The organism is Nostoc sp. MS1, from assembly GCF_019976755.1.
Classification (GTDB): Bacteria; Cyanobacteriota; Cyanobacteriia; order Cyanobacteriales; family Nostocaceae; genus Trichormus.
The window spans coordinates 5,026,248-5,047,053 of record NZ_AP023441.1; the positions used below are offsets into that span (position 1 = coordinate 5,026,248).

The 20,806-nt window shown below is 40.4% G+C and carries 22 protein-coding genes; 8 read left to right on the forward strand and 14 right to left on the reverse strand.

The genetic code is table 11. The annotated features are described in order from the left end of the window. Positions 1-4 precede the first annotated feature (4 nt). A complete protein-coding gene (locus NSMS1_RS21770) occupies positions 5-670 on the forward strand; it encodes a LapA family protein (protein WP_224086821.1) in 666 nt (221 codons plus the stop codon). 44 nt (positions 671-714) lie between these two features. Here the strand turns inward: NSMS1_RS21770 and NSMS1_RS21775 are convergent, their stop codons facing one another. Continuing rightward, on the reverse strand, positions 715-909 hold the full coding sequence (locus NSMS1_RS21775; RefSeq protein WP_067772396.1) for a hypothetical protein: 195 nt from the start codon (positions 907-909) through the stop codon (positions 715-717). A 931-nt stretch (positions 910-1,840) separates the two neighbouring features. Here NSMS1_RS21775 and NSMS1_RS21780 point away from each other — a divergent pair. The 4 genes from NSMS1_RS21780 to NSMS1_RS21795 all read left to right on the forward strand — a co-directional run bounded on the left by NSMS1_RS21780 (position 1,841) and on the right by NSMS1_RS21795 (position 5,022). Further along, positions 1,841-2,395 carry a shikimate kinase gene (locus NSMS1_RS21780; RefSeq protein WP_224086822.1) on the forward strand — a complete coding sequence of 185 codons (555 nt, stop codon included), beginning with the start codon at positions 1,841-1,843 and terminating at the stop codon, positions 2,393-2,395. A gap of 144 nt (positions 2,396-2,539) precedes the next feature. Beyond that, the gene (gene argB, locus NSMS1_RS21785) at positions 2,540-3,433 is read left to right on the forward strand and encodes an acetylglutamate kinase (protein WP_224086823.1); all 894 of its coding nucleotides are present in this window, start codon (positions 2,540-2,542) and stop codon (positions 3,431-3,433) included. 135 nt (positions 3,434-3,568) lie between these two features. Then, positions 3,569-4,090: a tetratricopeptide repeat protein gene (locus NSMS1_RS21790; protein ID WP_224086824.1), complete on the forward strand. Its 522-nt coding sequence runs from the start codon at positions 3,569-3,571 to the stop codon at positions 4,088-4,090. An 83-nt stretch (positions 4,091-4,173) separates the two neighbouring features. After that, positions 4,174-5,022 carry a DUF3153 domain-containing protein gene (locus tag NSMS1_RS21795; RefSeq protein ID WP_224086825.1) on the forward strand — a complete coding sequence of 283 codons (849 nt, stop codon included), beginning with the start codon at positions 4,174-4,176 and terminating at the stop codon, positions 5,020-5,022. Between the two features lie 208 nt (positions 5,023-5,230). On the opposite strand, the gene pdxH is transcribed toward NSMS1_RS21795, so the two are convergent. Continuing rightward, positions 5,231-5,872, reverse strand: coding sequence for a pyridoxamine 5'-phosphate oxidase (pdxH, locus tag NSMS1_RS21800; RefSeq protein WP_224086826.1), 642 nt, complete (start codon positions 5,870-5,872; stop codon positions 5,231-5,233). Between the two features lie 119 nt (positions 5,873-5,991). On the opposite strand from pdxH, the gene NSMS1_RS21805 reads away from it, so the two are divergent. Beyond that, positions 5,992-7,077, forward strand: coding sequence for an AI-2E family transporter (locus NSMS1_RS21805; RefSeq protein WP_224086827.1), 1,086 nt, complete (start codon positions 5,992-5,994; stop codon positions 7,075-7,077). Positions 7,078-7,101: 24 nt separating this feature from the next. Here the strand turns inward: NSMS1_RS21805 and NSMS1_RS21810 are convergent, their stop codons facing one another. Together NSMS1_RS21810 and NSMS1_RS21815 are read right to left on the reverse strand one after the other, a co-directional pair. After that, entirely contained in the window at positions 7,102-7,728 is a 627-nt protein-coding gene (locus tag NSMS1_RS21810) for a DUF1361 domain-containing protein (RefSeq protein ID WP_224086828.1), read from the reverse strand. A 301-nt stretch (positions 7,729-8,029) separates the two neighbouring features. After that, positions 8,030-8,506, reverse strand: a complete 477-nt coding sequence (locus tag NSMS1_RS21815; RefSeq protein ID WP_224086829.1) for a hypothetical protein — start codon at positions 8,504-8,506, stop codon at positions 8,030-8,032. Positions 8,507-8,667: 161 nt separating this feature from the next. Here NSMS1_RS21815 and polA point away from each other — a divergent pair, with 161 nt between their 5' ends. Next, on the forward strand, positions 8,668-11,586 hold the full coding sequence (polA, locus tag NSMS1_RS21820; RefSeq protein WP_224086830.1) for a DNA polymerase I: 2,919 nt from the start codon (positions 8,668-8,670) through the stop codon (positions 11,584-11,586). Between the two features lie 20 nt (positions 11,587-11,606). Here polA and NSMS1_RS21825 read toward each other — a convergent pair whose 3' ends face one another. The 6 genes from NSMS1_RS21825 to NSMS1_RS35155 all read right to left on the reverse strand — a co-directional run bounded on the left by NSMS1_RS21825 (position 11,607) and on the right by NSMS1_RS35155 (position 16,175). Further along, a complete protein-coding gene (locus NSMS1_RS21825; protein ID WP_224086831.1) occupies positions 11,607-12,356 on the reverse strand; it encodes a DevA family ABC transporter ATP-binding protein in 750 nt (249 codons plus the stop codon). Between the two features lie 48 nt (positions 12,357-12,404). After that, positions 12,405-13,571: an ABC transporter permease DevC gene (gene devC / locus NSMS1_RS21830; protein ID WP_224086832.1), complete on the reverse strand. Its 1,167-nt coding sequence runs from the start codon at positions 13,569-13,571 to the stop codon at positions 12,405-12,407. A gap of 50 nt (positions 13,572-13,621) precedes the next feature. Beyond that, entirely contained in the window at positions 13,622-13,957 is a 336-nt protein-coding gene (locus NSMS1_RS21835; RefSeq protein WP_224086833.1) for a DUF2834 domain-containing protein, read from the reverse strand. Between the two features lie 7 nt (positions 13,958-13,964). Then, on the reverse strand, positions 13,965-15,257 hold the full coding sequence (locus NSMS1_RS21840) for an ABC exporter membrane fusion protein (RefSeq protein WP_224086834.1): 1,293 nt from the start codon (positions 15,255-15,257) through the stop codon (positions 13,965-13,967). 33 nt (positions 15,258-15,290) lie between these two features. Continuing rightward, entirely contained in the window at positions 15,291-15,893 is a 603-nt protein-coding gene (locus tag NSMS1_RS21845) for a TetR/AcrR family transcriptional regulator (RefSeq protein WP_224086835.1), read from the reverse strand. 156 nt (positions 15,894-16,049) lie between these two features. Continuing rightward, entirely contained in the window at positions 16,050-16,175 is a 126-nt protein-coding gene (locus NSMS1_RS35155) for a hypothetical protein (protein WP_263432528.1), read from the reverse strand. Between the two features lie 42 nt (positions 16,176-16,217). Here NSMS1_RS35155 and NSMS1_RS21850 point away from each other — a divergent pair, with 42 nt between their 5' ends. Further along, positions 16,218-16,442 (forward strand): addiction module protein, encoded by a 225-nt coding sequence (locus NSMS1_RS21850; RefSeq protein WP_224095306.1) that lies wholly within the window; start codon positions 16,218-16,220, stop codon positions 16,440-16,442. Positions 16,443-16,505: 63 nt separating this feature from the next. On the opposite strand, the gene NSMS1_RS21855 is transcribed toward NSMS1_RS21850, so the two are convergent. From NSMS1_RS21855 to NSMS1_RS21870, 4 genes are all read right to left on the reverse strand, one after another. Further along, entirely contained in the window at positions 16,506-18,428 is a 1,923-nt protein-coding gene (locus NSMS1_RS21855; protein WP_224086836.1) for an aspartate kinase, read from the reverse strand. Positions 18,429-18,669: 241 nt separating this feature from the next. Beyond that, a complete protein-coding gene (locus NSMS1_RS21860; RefSeq protein WP_224086837.1) occupies positions 18,670-19,050 on the reverse strand; it encodes a DUF423 domain-containing protein in 381 nt (126 codons plus the stop codon). A gap of 27 nt (positions 19,051-19,077) precedes the next feature. Next, complete coding sequence (locus NSMS1_RS21865) at positions 19,078-19,566, reverse strand: hypothetical protein (protein ID WP_224086838.1); 489 nt, start codon at positions 19,564-19,566, stop codon at positions 19,078-19,080. Between the two features lie 115 nt (positions 19,567-19,681). Further along, on the reverse strand, positions 19,682-20,608 hold the full coding sequence (locus NSMS1_RS21870; protein ID WP_224086839.1) for a nucleoside hydrolase: 927 nt from the start codon (positions 20,606-20,608) through the stop codon (positions 19,682-19,684). Between the last annotated feature and the right edge of the window lie 198 nt (positions 20,609-20,806).

Below are 20,806 nucleotides of genomic sequence, written 5' to 3' on the forward strand. Positions count from 1 at the left end.
TACTATGGCTGTAATTCGCTTAACTTTATTAGTAGCGGTACTAGGTGGACTAACACTGTTGTTAGTACAGAATTTGTCGCCAGCATTACCTCTGGTATTTTTAGGTATGCGAAGCCAACCATTACCCTTGGCAGTTTGGATACTATTTAGCACTGCTGCTGGTGCTGGCACATCTTTATTAATAACGAGCTTATTTAGATTATCTAGTTACTTTGGTGGACAACCACGCCAAAAACCGCCCAAATCAACTACAACCTCCAGGCGTAGTACAGCTAACCGCAAAGAAGAATTTACACCACCCCCATCAAGTAAAGAACCAGCAAGTAAAACTAACTACGCTGCTAGTGATGAGATTGATGATTGGGAAACTAATAGTGCAGATGATGACTGGGATATTGAAGAGAAGCCACAGGAAGCAACCACAAGTAAATCTCAGTCCGACTCATTTTCAAATTCTTCCACTTACGAACGTCCACAAAATCCTAAGAGCGGTACTCAGTCTGGTTCTACATATTCTTACAGTTACAGAGAACCAAAAAACACCGCAGCCGGGAAAACCGAATCAGTATACGATGCTGATTACCGAGTCATCATTCCCCCATATCAGCCACCCACTAAAGATACAACTGATGATGATGATGATTGGGGCTTTGATGATGATGATGAATAAAGTTTTCAGTTGTCAGCTTGTTTCCACTGTCAACTGTTCACTGTTCACTTCACTCCACACCGTTCACGAGACTCCTGCTTGACCTTACCGCTCATAGCAGCTTCTTGCAAACTCATGAACGCATTTAAATCTTCTAAATCATAGTGAGTAGTTAGTAGATAGCGTAGTTTATTTTCTGCCTCAACTGTAAGATAGCCTGTAGCTAAAGCTTGTTGCACAACATCACGGATTCGAGTCATGGTTGATGCCTCATTACACACCACATTAATTAAATTGGGCTAACGACTGTAGGATATGCAGTAATTGTTATGCTTCAACCGTTAATTTTGTTAAAGCTATCTAGTGTTTTTTTACACCTAAATTTGCAATACTGGTTTATTAAAGCCAATTACTGCTAAATCTAAAATCTTGGTTGTGTGTTGAATAAAACACCGGATCATCTTCAAACAAAAGCGCCTTGAGAAATATAGAGTCAGTCTTATTTATAGTGACTGGAATTTGTTGATTAAAGTTTCAAAGAAGTTTTAATAAATTTCTTTTGAACTCAACCATACACAACACATTACTACGAAGTCAATTAAAAAAAGTGATTAAATCGGTGATAAATTTGTCTAAACTTTGTATGAACTGAATGGAAAGATAGTTAATAGATTGTCTAAGTTACATTCAATACACAAAAACCTGTAATAGCAACAATCCATTCTCAGCAGACAGATGAGTTAATAGCGCCTACAAATAGTTAAAACCTAACAAAATATACATTAATTTAGCTTCAAATCAAGGAAAACTAACTTTGAAGCTAAAGTAACTGACAAGACACAATAACAGCAAAATTAGTGTATTTGATAATTGTTATTTTCTGCACCTACCCTAAAGTAGATATTAACTCGACTAAATTGTACTTCCTGTTTTAATTCAGAAATTGTCATCACAGATACAGTAAAAAATATATTTTTCAATTAATAAACTATTTTTCGCCCGGCACTTTATTTTTTAATTGAAAGGTAAGTATCAAAGTTTGTCTTAACTACGGACTTGAGAGAGTGTACGATTGAGCGCTTAATAGAGGAGAATTTTAAATTGAGTGCGCAGTAAGCAAATACCATTTTGATAGCGCATCTCAACAACTATAAAAAAGCCAGTCGTTGCACAACGGAGAATTAAACCAGAGTGAGTAGTTTATTGCAGGGAGTTAATCTCTACTTAATCGGCATGATGGGTGCTGGTAAGACTACAGTAGGACATATACTCGCCAAGCAATTGGGTTATATGTTTGTAGATACGGATGATATTATTACCCAAGCTGCCAAAAAATCCATCAGTGAAATATTTGCCGCAGAAGGGGAAGAGGGATTTCGCCAGATAGAAAGTGATGTGCTGGCTCAGGTTTGCGCCCATACTAAGTTAACTGTAGCCACAGGTGGCGGTATTGTCTTACGGCGAGAAAACTGGAGTTATCTGCACCACGGTTTAATTGTGTGGTTAGATGTGCCAGTTGATTTACTATACGCACGTTTAGCAGAGGATACCACAAGACCATTGTTGCAAGACCCTGATCCCCAAGGAAAATTGCGATCGCTCCTTGAGGCGCGAACACCTCTCTACTCCCAAGCAGACTTGCGTATTCCAGTCACCGCCGAAGAAACACCAGCACAAATTGCTGATAAAGTCATACAGGCAATTCCTAGCGTGTTGAAAAAGCAACAGACAGAGGAAAATAACTAATGGCTGTTGACTGTTGACTAATGACTAATGACTAATGACTAATGACTAATGACAACTAACAAGATATGTAATAAGAGATTGTGACTCGTAGCAAAGTCTTTTACACTGACTGGATAAATATTAATAAATTTCCACGGCTTCTCGATGATGGTCAACGATATTGAGTATATCAGGCAAGCTGAAGCTACTCGTGTACAGGTACTAAGCGAAGCACTACCTTATATTCAACAATTTGCTGGGCGCACCGTTGTTGTTAAATATGGTGGTGCAGCAATGAAAGATAGCAAGCTCAAAGACCAAGTGATCCGCGATATTGTGTTTTTGTCTTGCGTTGGGTTGCGACCAATTTTAGTACACGGCGGCGGCCCAGAAATTAACAGTTGGTTGGATAAGTTAGGCATCGAACCGCAATTTAAAAATGGTCTGCGAGTTACTGATGCGCCCACAATGGATGTAGTAGAGATGGTGTTAGTGGGTCGAGTTAATAAAGAAATTGTTTCTTTAATTAACCAAGCTGGCGGTTTAGCCGTTGGTCTTTGTGGTAAGGATGGTAACTTAATTACTGCTCGTCCTCAAGGTCAAGAGGGTATCGGCTTCGTTGGGGAAGTAAGTAACGTTAATATCAAAATTTTGGAAACCTTGGCGAGTAACGGCTATATTCCCGTTGTCTCTAGCGTTGCGGCCGATGATTCGGGACAAGCTTACAATATTAACGCCGATACTGTAGCGGGTGAAATCGCTGCTGCCTTGGGTGCAGAAAAATTAATTTTATTAACGGATACCAGAGGTATTTTAAAAGATTATAAAGACCCTAACACCCTAATTCCCAAGGTAGATATTCGGGAAGCTAGGGAATTAATATCTAGCGGTATCGTTAGCGGTGGCATGATCCCCAAAGTAACATGTTGTGTGCGATCGCTTGCTCAAGGAGTAAAAGCTGCACACATAATTGATGGTCGCCTTCCCCACGCTTTGTTACTAGAAATCTTTACTGATGTTGGGATTGGAACAATGATTCTCGGTTCTCAGTATAGTTAAGTTATAAGGGAAATGAAGGAGATGAGGGAAATGAGGTACACAAAGCAAATAAGATAAATAAAAATTATTCCCCCACTCCCCACTCCCTACTCCCCATTCTCCATTTCCAAAACAATGCTGATTAGTGAGTAAAAAGTGACTACAGAAAGTTTAGAACTGGCTAGAACTCGATATCAAGCAGGTAAGGCTGCTTTTGAAAATGGACAATATCGAGAAGCTGTAGAAAATTTGGAAAAAGCTAGGGCTTTATTGGCGCGTAACACCCGCCTTGGTGGTGAGGTGGAACTTTGGTTAGTGACAGCCTATGAAGCAGCCGGACGTACAGAAGATGCGATCGCACTTTGTCAACAATTACGTCGTCATCCCCACTCAGAAACTAGCCAGCAAGCTCGTCGTTTGCTTTATATCCTACAAGCACCAAGGCTAAAACGACCTAGTAATTGGATGACGGAAATACCCGACTTAGGTGCATTGTCTGATAATGAGTCCAAAATTCGGATCACAGCCAAGCCACTTAAACCTAGTGAACGCAAACCACCTGCTGAACCAGAATTTGTTGATCTGTCCCAAGTCAATACTAAAGATAATCGCTTTATTGGGTTGGCTTTAATTGTAATTGGATTAACTATTTCATATTTGGTTTGGTTGGGTTTTTAAGAGGCAGGGGAGCAGAGGGGCAGAGGGGCAGAGGAGAGAAAACAACTGACAACTGACTAATGAAATTGAGGAGAAATATATTAATGAATTATGGTAAATTTTTGAAGAAATTAATTCAGAACTTTAATTTTGTTTTATCAAACTTAACTGATAAAAACAAAATTAGAAAACCTATACTTTTATTAATGGTGGCGGTATCACTATTATTGTCCGGTTGTGTTGAGTATGATGTAGGAGTTAATTTTAATAACTCTAATAGTGGACAGTTAGTCCAGCATATCAAATTAGGTGAACAGCTTACCAGCTTTAGCGGTGATTATGTCTACGAATGGTTAAATAGTATAGAGCGACGCGCTCGTAAACTGGAAGGGACAGCTAAAAGAATTTCTCGGCAAGAAGTTGTTGTTACAATTCCCTTTAGTAATGGGAGAGAATTACAAACAAAGTTTAATGAGTTTTTCAATTCTGGTAGGCAGCAAGCAACAGAAACTAGCGCGGCAGAAAACTCAGAGTTACCCAAAGTTGAATCTAACTTACTCGTAGTACAGAATAATTTTCTGTTAGTAGAAAGAAATGAGTTAATCTTTGATTTAGACTTGCGATCGCTCTCTTTAATTGCTAGCAAAGGTAATGTTTTAGCCGATGCTGGTGCTATTCTCGATTTAGAGTTTGGGTTGAAAACTCCTTGGGGAGCGCAAAACATTCAAAGAGTAGAAACTGCGCCCCAACCTGAAAAGAAAGGTGGACGACTCGTTTGGCAACTACAACCCGGCGAACTCAACCATATAGAAGTTGTTTTCTGGCTACCAAGTCCTTTAGGCATTGGTGCTTTGTTAATCACTTTATTCGTCTTGGGTGGAATTTATCTCAGATATAGATTTATGCCTGATCCCCAACTTCAATTTGCTACTAAATCACCAGTAACAGAGTAGGAGGAGATGGGGAAGATGGGGAAGTAGGGGGAGATGGGGAAGTGGGATTAGCAAGTGTAGTCATCAAAAAATCATTAATCTCCCTTATCCCCCTCATCTCCCACCCTTACGGGTTCGCGTAGCGTCTGTCTCCGACACGCTACCGCGTTCGCGCAAGCGTCTCGTAGAGAACGTAAGAGAAGCAAGCTACATCTCCCTCATCTCTCTACTAAGGTGATAGTCGCTGAATTTCCCAGCTACCATCCACATGAGTATAAAGCAGGCGATCGTGTAGGCGGCTAGAGCGTCCTTGCCAAAACTCAATTTCTGTGGGTATCACTCGCAGCCCTCCCCAATGCTGAGGTCTAGGAATCTCTTGATTTTGGTATTTATCTTGCAATTCCTGCATCCGTTGTTCTAAAATCTCCCGGCTGGCAATAATTTCACTTTGATTAGATGCCCATGCACCTAAGCGGCTTTTAGCAGGACGGCTTTCAAAATAGTAATCTGATTCGCTTTCTGAAACCTTCTCCACTCTGCCTAAAATTCTGACTTGGCGTTCTAGTTCTGCCCACCAGAATACCAGGGCTGCTTGCGGGTTTTCTGCGAGTTCTTGACCTTTACGGCTGTTATAGTTAGTGAAAAAGACAAAACCCCGTTCATCAAAGTCTTTTAACAGTACCATCCTTGCCGATGGCTTACCGTCTGGTGTGGTTGTGGCAATAGTCATTGCATTAGGTTCTGGAAGTTGTGCTGCCAATGCCTGCTCAAACCATTTTTTAAATTGTATAAAAGGATTGGGTTCAACCTCGGTTTCACTCAAACCTTCTAAGGTGTAGTCTCTGCGAAGGTCGGCTATGGTTTTGTCCATTGTCATTTATTTCCTTGTTGGTCATTAGTTATTAGTCCATAGTCAATAGTCAACAGTCCATAGTCAACATTCTTTTTCCCTATCTTCCACTCCCCACTCCCTGTTTTCAGTGACATCAGATGCGCCGTTCATCATCCCTGCAACGTTTACTGATTTATGGTCTGAGCGGCCCTATTGTCGCTCTAAATGTCTGGCTACTGTCCGTACTCTTTCGCTATTTTCAAAACCCAATTACGATTCTGAGTATGGCGGCAATTTTGGCTTTTTTGCTGAATTATCCGGTAAAGTTCTTTGAACGCGCCCGAATAACTCGTACTCAGGCTGTTATTATTGTTCTACTGATTACTTTAACTATATTTAGCATTTTGGGTGTTACTTTAGTCCCATTGCTTATTGACCAAACTATTCAACTTTTAAATAAAATTCCTGATTGGTTAAGTGCGAGTCAAGCTAATCTAGAGCTAATTGAAAAATTAGCGAAGCAGCGACGTTTGCCTCTTGATTTGCGGGTGGTGAGCAATCAAATTAACGCTAGTATCCAAAGTTTAGTACAGCAATTAGCTTCTGGGGCAGTAGGATTGGCGGGAACGCTGCTTTCTGGATTACTCAACTTTGTGTTAGTGGTGGTATTGGCATTTTATATGCTTATATACGGCGATCGCGTCTGGCATGGTTTAATCAACCTATTACCATCACAAATTAGAGATTCCTTCTCTACATCTTTACAACTAAATTTTCAGAACTTTTTCCTCAGCCAGCTATTACTAGGGCTGTTCATGATTCTTGCTCTTACGCCTATATTTCTAGTTCTTAAAGTGCCTTTTGCTCTGTTATTTGCCATACTCATTGGTATTTCTCAACTTATTCCTTTCATCGGGGCAAGTTTAGGCATTGGCACAGTAACAGTGCTAGTACTTTTACAAGATTGGTGGTTAGCAGTTCAAGTCGCTATAGCCGCAATTATAATGCAGCAAATTAAAGATAATCTTATAACTCCTAAGTTACTAGGTAATTTTATTGGACTTAATCCTATTTGGATTTTTGTGGCCATTTTGATGGGTTATGAAATCGCAGGTTTATTAGGAACCCTAGTTGCAGTTCCCATTGCTGGCACAATTAAAGGTACTTTCGATGCTCTCAAAAGTGGTAAGCAAGGTGATTTTATGTCTACTGTCACTATCGCTCATGATTCACCCATTGAGTAAATTTGGTCAACAGTCAACAGCAAACTAATTTTTTACTACTTTACTTTTGCGTTGTGCCACGAAACCTAGTGAGACTCGTTTCATAAGTAAGTATAAAATTTCTAGAATAATCAAGCTAATGGTAATAATTATTAGAGGCTGTTTTCCTACAAGTTCTTCTACACCTCTAGTAAGTAAAGCATCTGGCTGAGTAATAAAATCCCAACTATTAAAACGGAGAAATCTACCCCAATAAATGCCAATGGCACAAAGAGCATGAGTAATTAACTCAACTCTTACAATCCATTGACTTTTATTAATTCGGTGTAAATAATATCCTAAATTAATTAAAGAGATGACATAAGCTTCAAATCCAGCCAAAATTACTATTAAATAAACTGGAATTAATACTAAAGTTATCATCCACACAGATTGGATTGTGCGAATATCATATATCAAGTGAATTACATCTGTTAATAAATAAGGCGCATTTGGTAAAAAAGCATAAAAAGCTAAGAACCCTAGCCACCATAACCATGAGCCTCCGCGTCTAGTGCGAAACAACCAAACACTTAAAACTAATGGTATAAAAGCCAGAAATAAGTTCCAAGTCATCCATCTCATATTTATGCTTAAGACTTGCAACACTTTGGCTAATAGTTCTTCTTGCATACCTGTTTGCTCTCAAAACTTATAATTAATATTAATGCGCAATTTATTATTAACAATCTTGTTATTGAAAAAAGCAGACTTTTGGCATACTTTAATGATTGAATTAACTCATCGATTATTTTGATAATATAGCTAATACTTGTTGGTTGGTAACTAAGAAATTAGTATCAACAAACTCCAGTATAACTAGAAAATCTTTAAGAGCAAATTAATCACTCGTAAAAAAAGCAAAAGTTGTAAAATAAATCACAAAATGCTTAAGTAAAATTCAGGTCAATTGATGAATAATACATAAATATTATTAAGGCTGATTGCAGTACTTGTTAAGCTCCACAACCAACTTATCTGATTCTTTGCCAGTAGTTTTAGCTGCATTGGTCAGAACAGTATCAATCTCAGTTCTAGCTTGGCGGAATTTTTCTCTACCTGTTGATGATGCTTCTAGTGTTTTAGCTGTACTTAGTGCTTTACTCGCCTTAGCGATCGCTTGACTAAGATTTTGGAAAACCTTGATATATCGGCTTTGGATATCTTTGAGATTGGGGTCGCTTAAATTAAGTTCCTTTAAAGAAATAGTAATCGCCTCTAAATCTTTGGATAGTTGCAAGCTAGTAGTAACTTGCTGTCCTTTATTTTCTTCAATCAGAGAATTGCCAGCATTCACCACCTGAATCAATCGCTGACATTGAGTAGTCTTATCGTCAAAACAACCACCAAGTAATAAGGCAATGGTTAAACTAACGGGAACAATAACGTTACACTTACGCCAAATCAACATATATTATCTACCACAGTCGAATCTTGACAATCATAGCTAATAGTCATTAGTCATTAGTCAACAGTCAATAGTCATTAATTTATTCTCCTTTCCTCCCCTACTCCCCCTACTCCCTCATCTCTCCCCACTTCCTCATCCCCGCTTCTAGCTACAATAATAGGATGTCTGAAACTTCTATCACTACCACACGCCCTACGTTCATCCTCGTAGATGGACATTCCCTCGCCTTCCGTTCATACTTTGCTTTTGCTAAGGGACGGGATGGTGGCTTGCGTACTAAAACGGGTATTCCTACCAGTGTATGCTTCGGCTTTATCAAATGTTTGTTGGAAGTCATGGCGACACAACAGCCGCAAGCAATGGCGATCGCATTTGATTTAGGTTTGCCTACTTTTCGCCACGAAGCTGACGATACCTATAAAGCTGATCGCCCCGGAACACCAGAGGATTTTGTCCCAGATTTAAAAAATCTTCATGAGTTGCTGGAAGGCTTTAACCTGCCAATTTACACAGCCCCAGGTTATGAAGCAGATGATGTGCTGGGAACTTTGGCGCAAAAAGCTACCGCCGAGGGGTATAAGGTGAAAATTTTGACAGGCGATCGCGATTTATTTCAACTCATCGATCCCCAAAAGGAAATCACTGTCTTAAATTTTAGCCCGGATGCGCTAAAACGCTCTACTAATAGTATTAGTGAAATAAGTACAGAACAAGTTAAAGAAAAATTAGGTGTTTTACCTACCCAAATCGTTGATTATAAAGCCTTGTGTGGGGATAAATCAGATAATATTCCCGGTGTTAAAGGTATTGGGGAAAAAACCGCCGTACAGCTACTTAATACCTATGGTTCACTTGAAGAAATTTATCAAGCTTTAAATGAAATCAAAGGTGCGACTCAGAAGAAATTAGCAGAAGGTGAAGAAGATGCTAAGAAGTCGCAATACTTGGCAAAGATAGTTACAGAAGTACCATTAGAAGTTAATTTAGAAGATTGTAAATTAGTTGGGTTTGATGAAAACATCCTCATTCCCATCTTAGAAAAGTTAGAATTTAATCGTTTTTTATCGCAAATTAACGACCTAAAATTACGCTTTGGTGGCAAAGTAGAGGAAGCACCAACTCCAGAAGTAACACAGCCATTTAATACTGATGAAGATGACAATGATTTGTGGTTTTTCAGTGCTGAAGATACCGCAACCTTTACCCAAAAAACTGATGCACTAATTCAACCACGAATTATTGATAATGAAGCTAAACTTGCAGAGTTAGTAGAGATATTAAAACAATTTACTAACCCAGAAAATCCTGTTGCTTGGGACACAGAAACTAGTGACTTAGAACCAAGAGATGCAGCTTTAGTCGGTATTGGTTGCTGCTGGGGAACAGAACCAGACGCTAACGCTTATATTCCTGTAAGTCATGCAAAAGGAAATAATTTAGATAAAGATATTGTCCTGGCTGCACTGCGCCCAATTTTAGAAAGTGCTGACTATCCTAAGACTTTCCAAAATGCTAAATTTGACCGCTTAGTCTTCCTCGTTCAAGGAATTAACTTAACCGGAGTTGTCTTTGATCCCATGTTGGCTAGTTATGTTTTAAATCCAGATACTAGCCATAATTTAAGTGACTTAACTCTGCGTTATTTGGGGATAATAATTCAAAACTATGTCGATTTAGTGCCTAAAGGTAAAACTATCGGTGATATAGATATCTCTGCTGTAGCAGATTATTGTTGTCTACAAGTTTACGCCACATTCCAACTTGTAGGAAAATTGCGTGAGGAATTAGCAAAAACTCCGGCATTATATAAATTACTGACAGAAGTAGAACAACCCTTAGAAGAAGTTTTAGCGGCTGTAGAATACACTGGTGTCCGAATTGATTCAGATTATCTCAAAGAACTTTCCCAAAAATTAGAGATAGATTTAGCTAAACTACAGGAACAAGCAACCACATTAGCTGGAGAAAGCTTTAATTTAGGTTCTCCGAAAAAATTAAGTTATATATTATTTGAAAAGTTAGGGTTATCTACTAAACATTCACGCAAAATTCAGACTGGTTACTCCACAGATGCAGCAACTTTAGAAAAACTCCAAGAAATTGATGATACTGGTTTCGTCAATGTCATCATTGAATATCGTACCTTATCTAAACTAAAGTCTACTTATGTAGATGCTTTACCTGCATTGGTACGCCCAGATACTCACCGAGTACATACAGATTTTAACCAAACAGCCACATCAACTGGTAGATTATCTTCTTCTAATCCAAACTTACAAAATATCCCCATTCGTACAGCCTTTAGTCGGCAAATTCGTAAAGCATTTTTACCCGAATCAGGTTGGTTAATGGTAGCGGCTGATTACTCGCAAATTGAGTTAAGAATTTTAGCTCATTTGAGTCAAGAGCCAATATTAGTGCAAGCATATCAACAAAATGAAGATATTCACACAGTCACCGCCAAATTAGTTTTTGAAAAAGAAGATATCACCCCAGATGAGCGGAGAATAGCAAAAACTATTAATTTCGGTGTGATTTATGGAATGGGTTCTTTGAGGTTCTCTCGTTCAACGGGAATAGATAAAAATGTTGCCAACGAGTTTATTAAGCGATTTAACGAACGCTATGCCAAAGTATTTGCTTATTTGGAAAGCATGAAAAAACAAGCGATCGCTCAAGGTTATGTAGAAACTATAATCGGTAGGCGGCGGTATTTTGACTTTACCAGCAACAGTTTACGCAAATTTAAAGGCAACAAACCAGAGGATATTGATTTAAGCAAGTTAAAAAACCTCGGCGCTTACGATGCGGGGTTACTGCGAGCGGCTGCTAACGCTCCAATTCAAGGTTCTAGTGCTGATATCATCAAAATTGCGATGGTGCAGATTCAGGAAGTTTTGAAGAAATATCAGGCGCGGCTGTTATTACAAGTTCACGATGAATTAGTTTTTGAAGTTCCTCCGCAAGAATGGGAAGAATTACAACCACAAATTAAGTCAGTAATGGAAGGTGCTGTTAGCTTAACTGTCCCGTTAGTAGTCGATGTGCGTGCAGGTGAAAATTGGATGGAAACGAAATAATTTGTAATTCGTAATTATTTTTAGTGCATCCTAGCTGCAATGTCTACATCATCACCCTTTAGCTGACCATCTTCCATATATATAATTCGATCAGCAATATCTAGAATCCGGTTGTCGTGGGTAACGAGCAATATTGTACAACCTTGTTCTTTAGCCAACTTCTGCATCAATTCCACCACATCGCGTCCTGATTTCTTGTCTAAGGCGGCTGTAGGTTCATCTGCTAATACAATTTTAGGATGACTGACGAGGGCGCGAGCGATCGCCACCCGTTGTTTTTGTCCTCCAGACAGATTTTCGGGATAGTAATTAACTCTTTCTCCTAAACCAACAGTTTCTAACATAGCGATCGCTTTAGCATTGATGTCTTGATTGAAATACTCATCATGCAACTCAAGCGACATCCGCACATTTTCCTTAGCTGTGAGAAAAGTCATCAAATTATGCGCCTGAAATATATAACCAATCTGACGGCGTAATTTAGTTAACTTCTGCTTCCTGGCTCCACAAATTTCTTCTCCCAAAATTTTCAAACTCCCTTCTTGAGCAGAACGCAAGCCACCCATCAAGGTTAATAAAGTAGTTTTTCCTGAGCCAGAAGGCCCTGTCATAATCACAATCTCACCCGCGTTAATTTGCAAATTAATATCAAATAAAACTTGTTTACGCAGCGAACCCGAACCAAAGTAGTGATTAAGATTATTAACAGAAATCACAGGTTCTAAACCAGATGATTGGGTATTAGGCGCAGGTATAAATTCTTGTAACATAGGTTTTTAGGGAACAATGACTAATGACTAATGACCAATGACCAATGACTAAAAAACATCCGCAGGATCAGCAGACCTGAGTTTTCGCATAGCGATCGCACCCGAAACACTACACATAATTACGGTTAGAATAAATACATTAATTGCCCTGTCTAACTTCATCGCTATAGGCAACATGGTTGCAGCGTAAGTCAGTTGATACAACCCAAAAGAGAAGATATATGCAGGCAAATAACCAAAGAGTGCGAGTAATAAGGCTTCTTGAATTAAAGCTACTAATAAATAGCGGTCTGTATAACCCATTGCTTTGAGTGTGGCATATTCTGGCAAGTGGTCGGAAACATCAGAGTAGAGAATTTGGTAAACAATTACAATCCCGACGATAAAGCCAACACCTACACCCATGCCAAAAATAAAGCCGATACCTGTGCCTGTCGCCCAGTATTCTCTTTCTGTTTGGGCAAACCCTTCTGGGGTTAAGACTCTGACATCATTAGGTAGATTGGCGGCTAGTTGCGATCGCACTTTCTCTGCATCTACCCCTGGTTTAAGTGTGATTAATCCTACCTCTATACGGTCTGGTTTGCGTTCTGGAAAGAGTCTTAAAAAGGTAGAATCGCTGGTAATAACGTTACCATCAGCCGCAAAAGAAGCCCCATTACTAAATACTCCTTTGACATTAACGCTGATACTATTCAATTCCGTCTGAAAATTGTTTGTTTTTTTGAAAATATCACCCACAGCGCCGTATTCTGGGCGGCCTGCTTGATCAAATAGGACTTGATTTAACTGTTTTATCTGATTAATGTTCTGTTGAATCTCAGGAATTGCGAAAGCAGACTTCGCTGGATCAATACCCCAGACTAAAATAGCCCTATCCTGACGAGTTTCGGGATTCCGCCATTGTCCCGTGCCAATATATACAGGACTAACTGACTCTACCCCCTCATAACCTAACGCCTGATACATGCGTTCACGAGAAAAGCTTTTCACAGAAAATAGTGTTTGAAATTGAGGATTAATCAACACTAAATCTGCTTGTAAACTGCGATGAGGTTTGATAGCTGCATCAAATAACGCACTTTCAAATCCCATTTGAATAAACATCAGCATATCGGCAAAGGTAATACCTGCCACTGCTACTAATAGACGAGTTTTTTCCTTCATTAATTGCCGCCAAGCAAGCGGCGTTTTTTTAAACATTTTGGTAAGCATGAGATTTAATTCGTAATGGGCTAACGCCCCGCTCCGCTAACGTAATTGAGTTAAGAATTGATTGTTTCAGTTTGTTGTTCTAGATGTTGTTGTCGTATTAACAGAAATAAGGGTAGTCCGAGGGAAACACCAACTGATAGATTTAAAGCTATATAAATCCAGAGGTTTGACATCTTCAAACGTGTACCTTCCCAAAATACAAATACCCAAAATACCAAAGATGTAACAATTAAATCCAAGCCAAAAAAACTCGATATTCTGTTAGCAAATAGCTGTTCGATAAACAGGGGAATATTCAGACCATGTTCTGATAAAAACGGTAGGAACTGGGAATAAGGTAAAACAGTTCCTAAGATACAAAGCAAAAGATAGATAGTTTTCACCATGATCAACTTACTTTGATGGTTCGATTTCTGTTTGTACTTGCAAGTTAGTCAAGCCTGCAACCCGTTTGCTATCTTCGGGACTGAGACGAATTTTCACTTCTACAACACGACTGTCTAAGTTTTCACCCGGTTGGTTGCTAAATACGTTTTGACGGTTTACTTGTAAGCCAATGTGAGAAACTTTCCCTCGCAGTTCGCCACCAAAGGCTTGACCTGTAATTGTTGCTGGTTGTCCTAGTTTTACTTTACCAATGTCGGTTTGATAGACTTCTGCTACGGCTAACATTTGCGAGGTTTGTGCTAAATCAGCTATGCCGTCATCGCTAATTTTTTCGCCGACACGGGTGTGAATTTTGAGAATTTGTCCAGCTATGGGTGCTTTGATGTAAGCTGCTGCTAAGTCAGTTTTGGCACGCTGGAGTGAGGCGATCGCATTTTCTACTTCTGTTTGGGCTGCTTGCACATCCACTGGACGGACTTCGGCAATACTGGTAAGGGTGGCTTTGGCTTCGCTGATTTGTTTATTGCTGGTTGTGTTAATCCTGTTTAATGCAACTTTGGCTTCGGCTAATTGTTTGCTGGCGGTTGAGTTGATGCGGTTGAGTACAGCTTTGGCTTCATCTAGTTGCTGTTGAGCGGTATCTACTGTTAATCTTCTAGTATCAATCGCTGAACTGGAAATTGCTCCTTGGGAGTAAAGTTGCTGATAACGTTCATATTCAGCTTCGGCATTTTTGAGTTCTGCTTCTAGCCTTTTGATTGTGGCTGCTTGGGCTGTTCTGTCGCCTTCCCATTGCGCTTCTATCCTGGCGATAGTCTCTTGTTGGCCTGTTCTATCGCCTTGTAACTGGGCTTGTAAACGTTCTACGCTGGCTTCTTGGGCGCGAATATCACCAGTTTTCGCACCTGCTTTAACTTGATTGAGTCTGGCTTGGGCTACTTGTACTTGTTTTTCGGCTTGTAATACGGCAGTTTGCAAACGGGCGCGGGAGTCTAAAATTGCTACTATTTGTCCAGGTTTGACGTTATCACCTTCTTGGACGAGCATTTGGGCTACGCGATCGCCATCTAAAGCCAGTGGTGCAGATAAACTAATTACTTCTGTTTCTGGTTCTAGTCTACCCAAGGCGGTTATTTTTGGGGTAGCGGCTTGGGTTGGTGCTGAGTCAGATGCCGTAGTTTTAGTTTGCCCAAACTGAGAAACTGCATAAAAAGTAATTCCCGCCGTCATCACAGTAGCACCGATTACTAATGCAATTAATCCTTGATTTGCTGGTTTGAATAGCAATTTTTGACTCATATTCCCCTCACAAAATAAGTTTGTTTAACACTGTCAGTTGTTGTGACAGTTAGCCATTTTTTCTACTTGATTTTGCTGCAAATACGCCTTGAGCATTGTGCCTAACAATGCACATTGTTCTTGAATATCGATGGTTTCATTACACCAAAGCTTTTCCAAAATCAAGCCATTAACTAAACTCAATACAAAGGAAGCTATGACCATATCTTGAATACCTAAAAAGTCACACACAGCCTGCTGGTAACGCCGACTAACACGCTTGAATACAATGTTATTTTGTACTTCCTTTGCTCCTTGGTGCTGGCAAAAATTCACCCAAATATATGTCCACTTGATGCAGTAGTCTTCATTTCTAACTAAATACTTACCTAAAGCTGTCATGGCTTCTTCTATGGTTTTTGCACCATCCATTTCAGCTAATGCTGCACTGATATCTTGTTGACTGATTTCCTCCACTAATTGCTCAAATAATGTTTCCTTACTGGGAAAGTAATGATAAAGCGTACCTGTAGAAACTTTTAATGCTTGTGCAATTTGCCTCATCGTGACGGAACCATAGCCCTTTTCGGCAAACAAATCAAAGCATTTATTGAGCAGTTCTTTACGATATTGGTCATGGTCAACAATCTTAGGCATGGTTATAGTTGATTTATATCGAACGCTCGTTATTATAAACTACGTTCAGTTATAAAGGTTAGTCAAGTACCCACCAAATAAAGCGGTATTAACCTCCTAAAAAAGATTATTACTAGCTAGAAAATTATTAATTGAGAGAGAAAGTGTTAAAAAATCTTAAAGCATTACACATTTCTTAATGTATTCTAGGTCAATGGCGGTGTCAAGGTATTTTCCAGAATCAATCTTGACATTACTGGCAGAGGCGATCGCCCGTAACTCCGGTACTACTTCAAGCTGCAATATTGTAAAATGTTTGAAAACTCAATCCTAATTCCTGTACTCATGAGTTCTCATCCCCTGTTAAAAGTTGAAATTTCTGAACTCAGCGTTGCAGAACGTATCCAACTTGCTGAAGATTTATGGGACAGTATCTTAGAACAGCAAGAGGAAATCCCTCTGAGTGCAGCGCAACAACAAGAATTAGATCGTCGCTTAGAGAGTTACAAAAAAAATCCCGCAAGTGGTTCTAATTGGGAAGATATTAAAAAGTTTTCCCAAACAGAATAGCTTAACAGGCTGTGAAGCGATGAAATCATCAGATTCAGCAACCTGAAACTACTCCTTCCCTAACTAAGCAGGTACTACGAATTTTTCGCTACCAGCTAACTCAAAGGCTGAGTGTATAACTTGCAAAGCTTGGACACCTTGTTCTTGAGAGACAACGCAGCTAATTTTAATTTCCGAAGTTGCAATCATCTGAATATTGATTTGGTGTTTAGCTAATGCGTCAAACATTTTGGCGGCTACACCTGGTTGTCCCACCATACCTGCACCAACAATACTAACTTTAGCGATCGCACTATCTAAAACCACATCACCCCAACCTAATTGTCCTGCTACTTGGGTAAGTAATTGCTGGGCTGTTTCGCCATCGATGCGGGGAACTGTGAAAGCAATATCTCGACGGGGAACACCATCAACGATACGGCAACGTTGGGACTGAATAATCATATCCACGCTGATATTGTGCTTTGCCAGAATACCGAACAATTGCGCCGCCATCCCCGGACGATCTGGTACTTGACGAATCGCCAGACGGGCTTGGTTTAAGTCTAGGGCGACACCGCGAACGGGGGGAAGGGAGTGGGGAGGAGCCACTGCGTTGCGCGGGTTCCCCGCGTTGTAGCAAGTGGCGTTGGGGAGTGGGGAGTAGTGAGACAGCGCTGCGGGAGGGTTTCCCTCCGCAGGCGACTGCGAACCCGGAGGGGGAGTAGGGGAAGAAGTGGCTGGGGTTTCGATTTCAAATGCTTTACGCAACGCTGTAATGGCGCGATCGCCATCTAGGGCATCAACTACGCAACTTACCTTGACTTCGCTAGTGGAAATCATTTGGATGTTCACGCCAGCTTCGGCTAGGGTGGCGAACATCTTCGCGGCTACCCCAGGACGGCCGATCATCCCTGCGCCAGCGATGCTGACTTTGGCAATGTTTTGTTCTAACATTACCTCTGCTTCGTCTGATTTGGGGTTGGTGGGGCTGCGGAGAGATGGGGCGATCGCGGCTGCTACGGCTTCGGCTCGTTTTAATATAGGTGTGGTGACGGTGAAGGCGATGTCATTACTATTACCTTCGTGGATTGATTGAATAATTAAATCTACGTCTACCTTTTGCCGGGAAATTTCCCCAAATAGTCTTGCAGCTACCCCTGGTTTATCAGGTACACGTAATAGTGCTACCTTGGCTTGGTCTGTATCTAATTCTACTTCATCGACTGGACGAGCTAATTCTAAATTGACGAGCGATCGCCCTTGGGGTTTGGGTGTAGTCACCCAAGTACCAGGGTCATCTGTCCAGCTAGACTTGACTACCAAAGGCATACCATAGTTACGAGCAATTTCCACAGCGCGGGGATGGAGGACTTTTGCTCCCAAACTTGCCAACTCCAGCATTTCATTACAGGTAATTTCCGCCATTAACTGGGCTTCGGGTACGAGGCGGGGGTCTGTAGTTAAAATCCCTGGTACATCTGTATAAATTTCACAGAAGTTTGCTTGTAAGGCAGCCGCTAAAGCCACGGCTGATGTATCAGAACCACCACGTCCCAATGTGGTGATTTCTAATTCTCCATTGCTGGAAATACCTTGGAAACCTGCTACGACAACTACCTTACCTTCATCCAGATGACGTTGTAGACGTTCAGTTTCAATGTGTAAAATTCGGGCGCGGGTGTGTTCAGCTTCGGTAACAATACCTACTTGTGCGCCAGTCATGGAAATCGCAGGTTGTCCGAGTTCCTGCAACGCCATACTCAAAAGTGCGATGGTGACTTGTTCGCCTGTGGAAAGCAACATATCCATTTCCCGGCGGTTAGGATTTCGAGATATTTCATTGGCTAACTTGACGAGTCCATCGGTAGTTTTCCCCATAGCAGAAACCACTACCACCAGTGAATTTCCTGCTTGCACTGTTTTATAGACACGCTGTGCTACTGCTTGGATGCGTTCGACTGAACCGACAGATGTACCACCGAATTTCTGAACTATAAGCGCCATATCTTTGTATTAAATCAAGTTGCCTACTTCTTTCAAGGCTCCGCCGGGTTAGGAAGCTTTGAAGGCGTGTTAGTTATTTAGTTTACTAAATATTGAGCAGGATGCTTGATTATTAATAACGCAAAATTTAACAATAATCGAGGAAATATAAACTCTGTGTTCTCTGTGTCTGTGTGGTTAATAAAGTTTAAAGCACAGAGACAGAAAACACAAAGAAAAGAAGTTTTGATTTTTAACGCTTTTAAAACTTTATACTGAAGGCGGCAACAGCTAACGCACCCCAGCCAAGTAAAAAGGCGACTCCACCGAGTGGGGTGATTGCACCTAAAATTTTAATTCCGGTGAGGCTGAGGGCATATAAACTGCCGGAAAAAATGGCAATACCTAGAATAAATAACCAGCCACTTGCTATCAAAGTTGTTGGTGGTGTTTCTAGGCGAGTGATTAAGACGGCTACTAGTAAGAGTGCTAGAGCATGGTACATTTGGTAACGAGCGCCAGTTTCAAATATCTCTAGCGATTGCTCACTAATTTTTTCTCGTAGGGCATGGGAAGCGAAAGCCCCGGCGGCAACTGACAAACCACCTAAAATGGCTCCTACACTTAAAAAAATCTGCGTCATTAGACCTAATTGTCAAGAGATAGGGAATCAGACATCAAAATGATATGATACCGAACCTTCCTCACTGACTTTAAAATTAGCGTTCAATTCTTTAGCTTTTACGTCTAAATATTCTCTAGCGGTGGCTGTAGGGAGTTGTGACTGCATTGCAAAGCCTAAAACTGTAATCCGTCCTTGATTTTCTTGGATCATCCCATAAAAGGTAGCTTGTAGGCGATCGCTTAATTGCTGCTGAAGTGCTTTTTTAGAGTTTCTTTCTTGCAAGTATAGCCCTACACCCAGCCACGTTCCTAAAATCATCGTTGGCACACCAAATATCACACCATTTGTAGCAGTATTCTGAAGTTCATTCAGAGCAGGTGTATTCACATCATCAAATGCAACCTGTTCATTATTACCTGTAGGTATGTCTTTAAGCATTGTATGAATTTCCGCTACCGCAGAGGCTGATAATGTAAGAAACGTGAATCCGAGTGTTAGTAGCCAACCCGCAGCCAACTTTTCCGCAGTCTTCATAGTCCCACTCCAGATTTAAAGTTTGCTTGTGATTTTAACCTCACTTTGTTAAAGCTTCCAATAAATTTATGTAGTTGAGGCTGTTGACTATGGACTGTTGACTATGGACTATTGACTACCGTAAACAACGATATAAAATCTCCTTCCATTTGGGTACATTTATTTCCCAAACGACATTGATATTTGGCTGTTTTTGTAACACTCCTAACTCATCGACGACTGTAGCGCCTCTGGTGAGTTCGCTATTTATTTCCACATCTACGAAGTATTTGCCTTGACGTGTGACAATAGTTGGATCAAGAGCAACTGCGATCGCTACAGGATCAGCTAGAGTTAAACCAGCAGCACCTTGCATTTTCATGGAAACTTCCAAGGCTGTTTTGTTGCAGTCCATTGCTAAACGCGCTCTTTGTGTACCGAAGTTTCTCACTGTTTCTACTTCCGCAGCCGTCAAAGCTGCATCATGACGGCTCAACTCCCAACCAACCATCTCCATCGTCATACCGCTATCAAAGACAATCTTGGCGGCTTCTGGGTCTACCCAAATGTTATACTCAGCCGCAGGCGTGACGTTGCCCACTGTATTTGCAGCACCCCCCATAATTACGCAACGCTGAACCAATGTAGCTATTTCTGGCGCTTTTAACAGCACAGCCGCAATATTTGTTAACGGACCCAACGTCACTAACGTAATTTCCCCAGGATATTTTTTAATAGTTTCAATAATCGCATCAATAGCATGTGCTGAGTGGGGTTCACTTTTCGGTTCTGGATAGAGCATGTTACCCATACCATCTTTGCCATGAAACCAATCAGCATAACTAGCTTCCCGTAACATAGGCTTGTTGCAACCCACATATACAGGTGTAGAAGCGTTGCATACATCAAGGGTGTACAAAGCATTCTTCACGCCTTGCCCAACGGGAACATTACCGTTGACTATTGTTAGTGCTAAAACTTCCACATCTGGCCAATGGTGCGCCATAATGAGCGCCACTGCATCATCAGAAGCTGTATCTGTATCAATGAGAAATTTACGCATAAGATTAATGGTTGATAAAAACGCATGATAACAGAATAAGGTTTATGATTTTGATACACAAAGAAATAAACACTTTACTTATAAAAAAGTTCTTCAAAAACAATTAATAACTAACAATTAAATACTGTATTTTATCTAGCAAATACTTATTAAATGTTTAATAGGTTAACCCATCAATTGAAAATAAATTTTTATTAT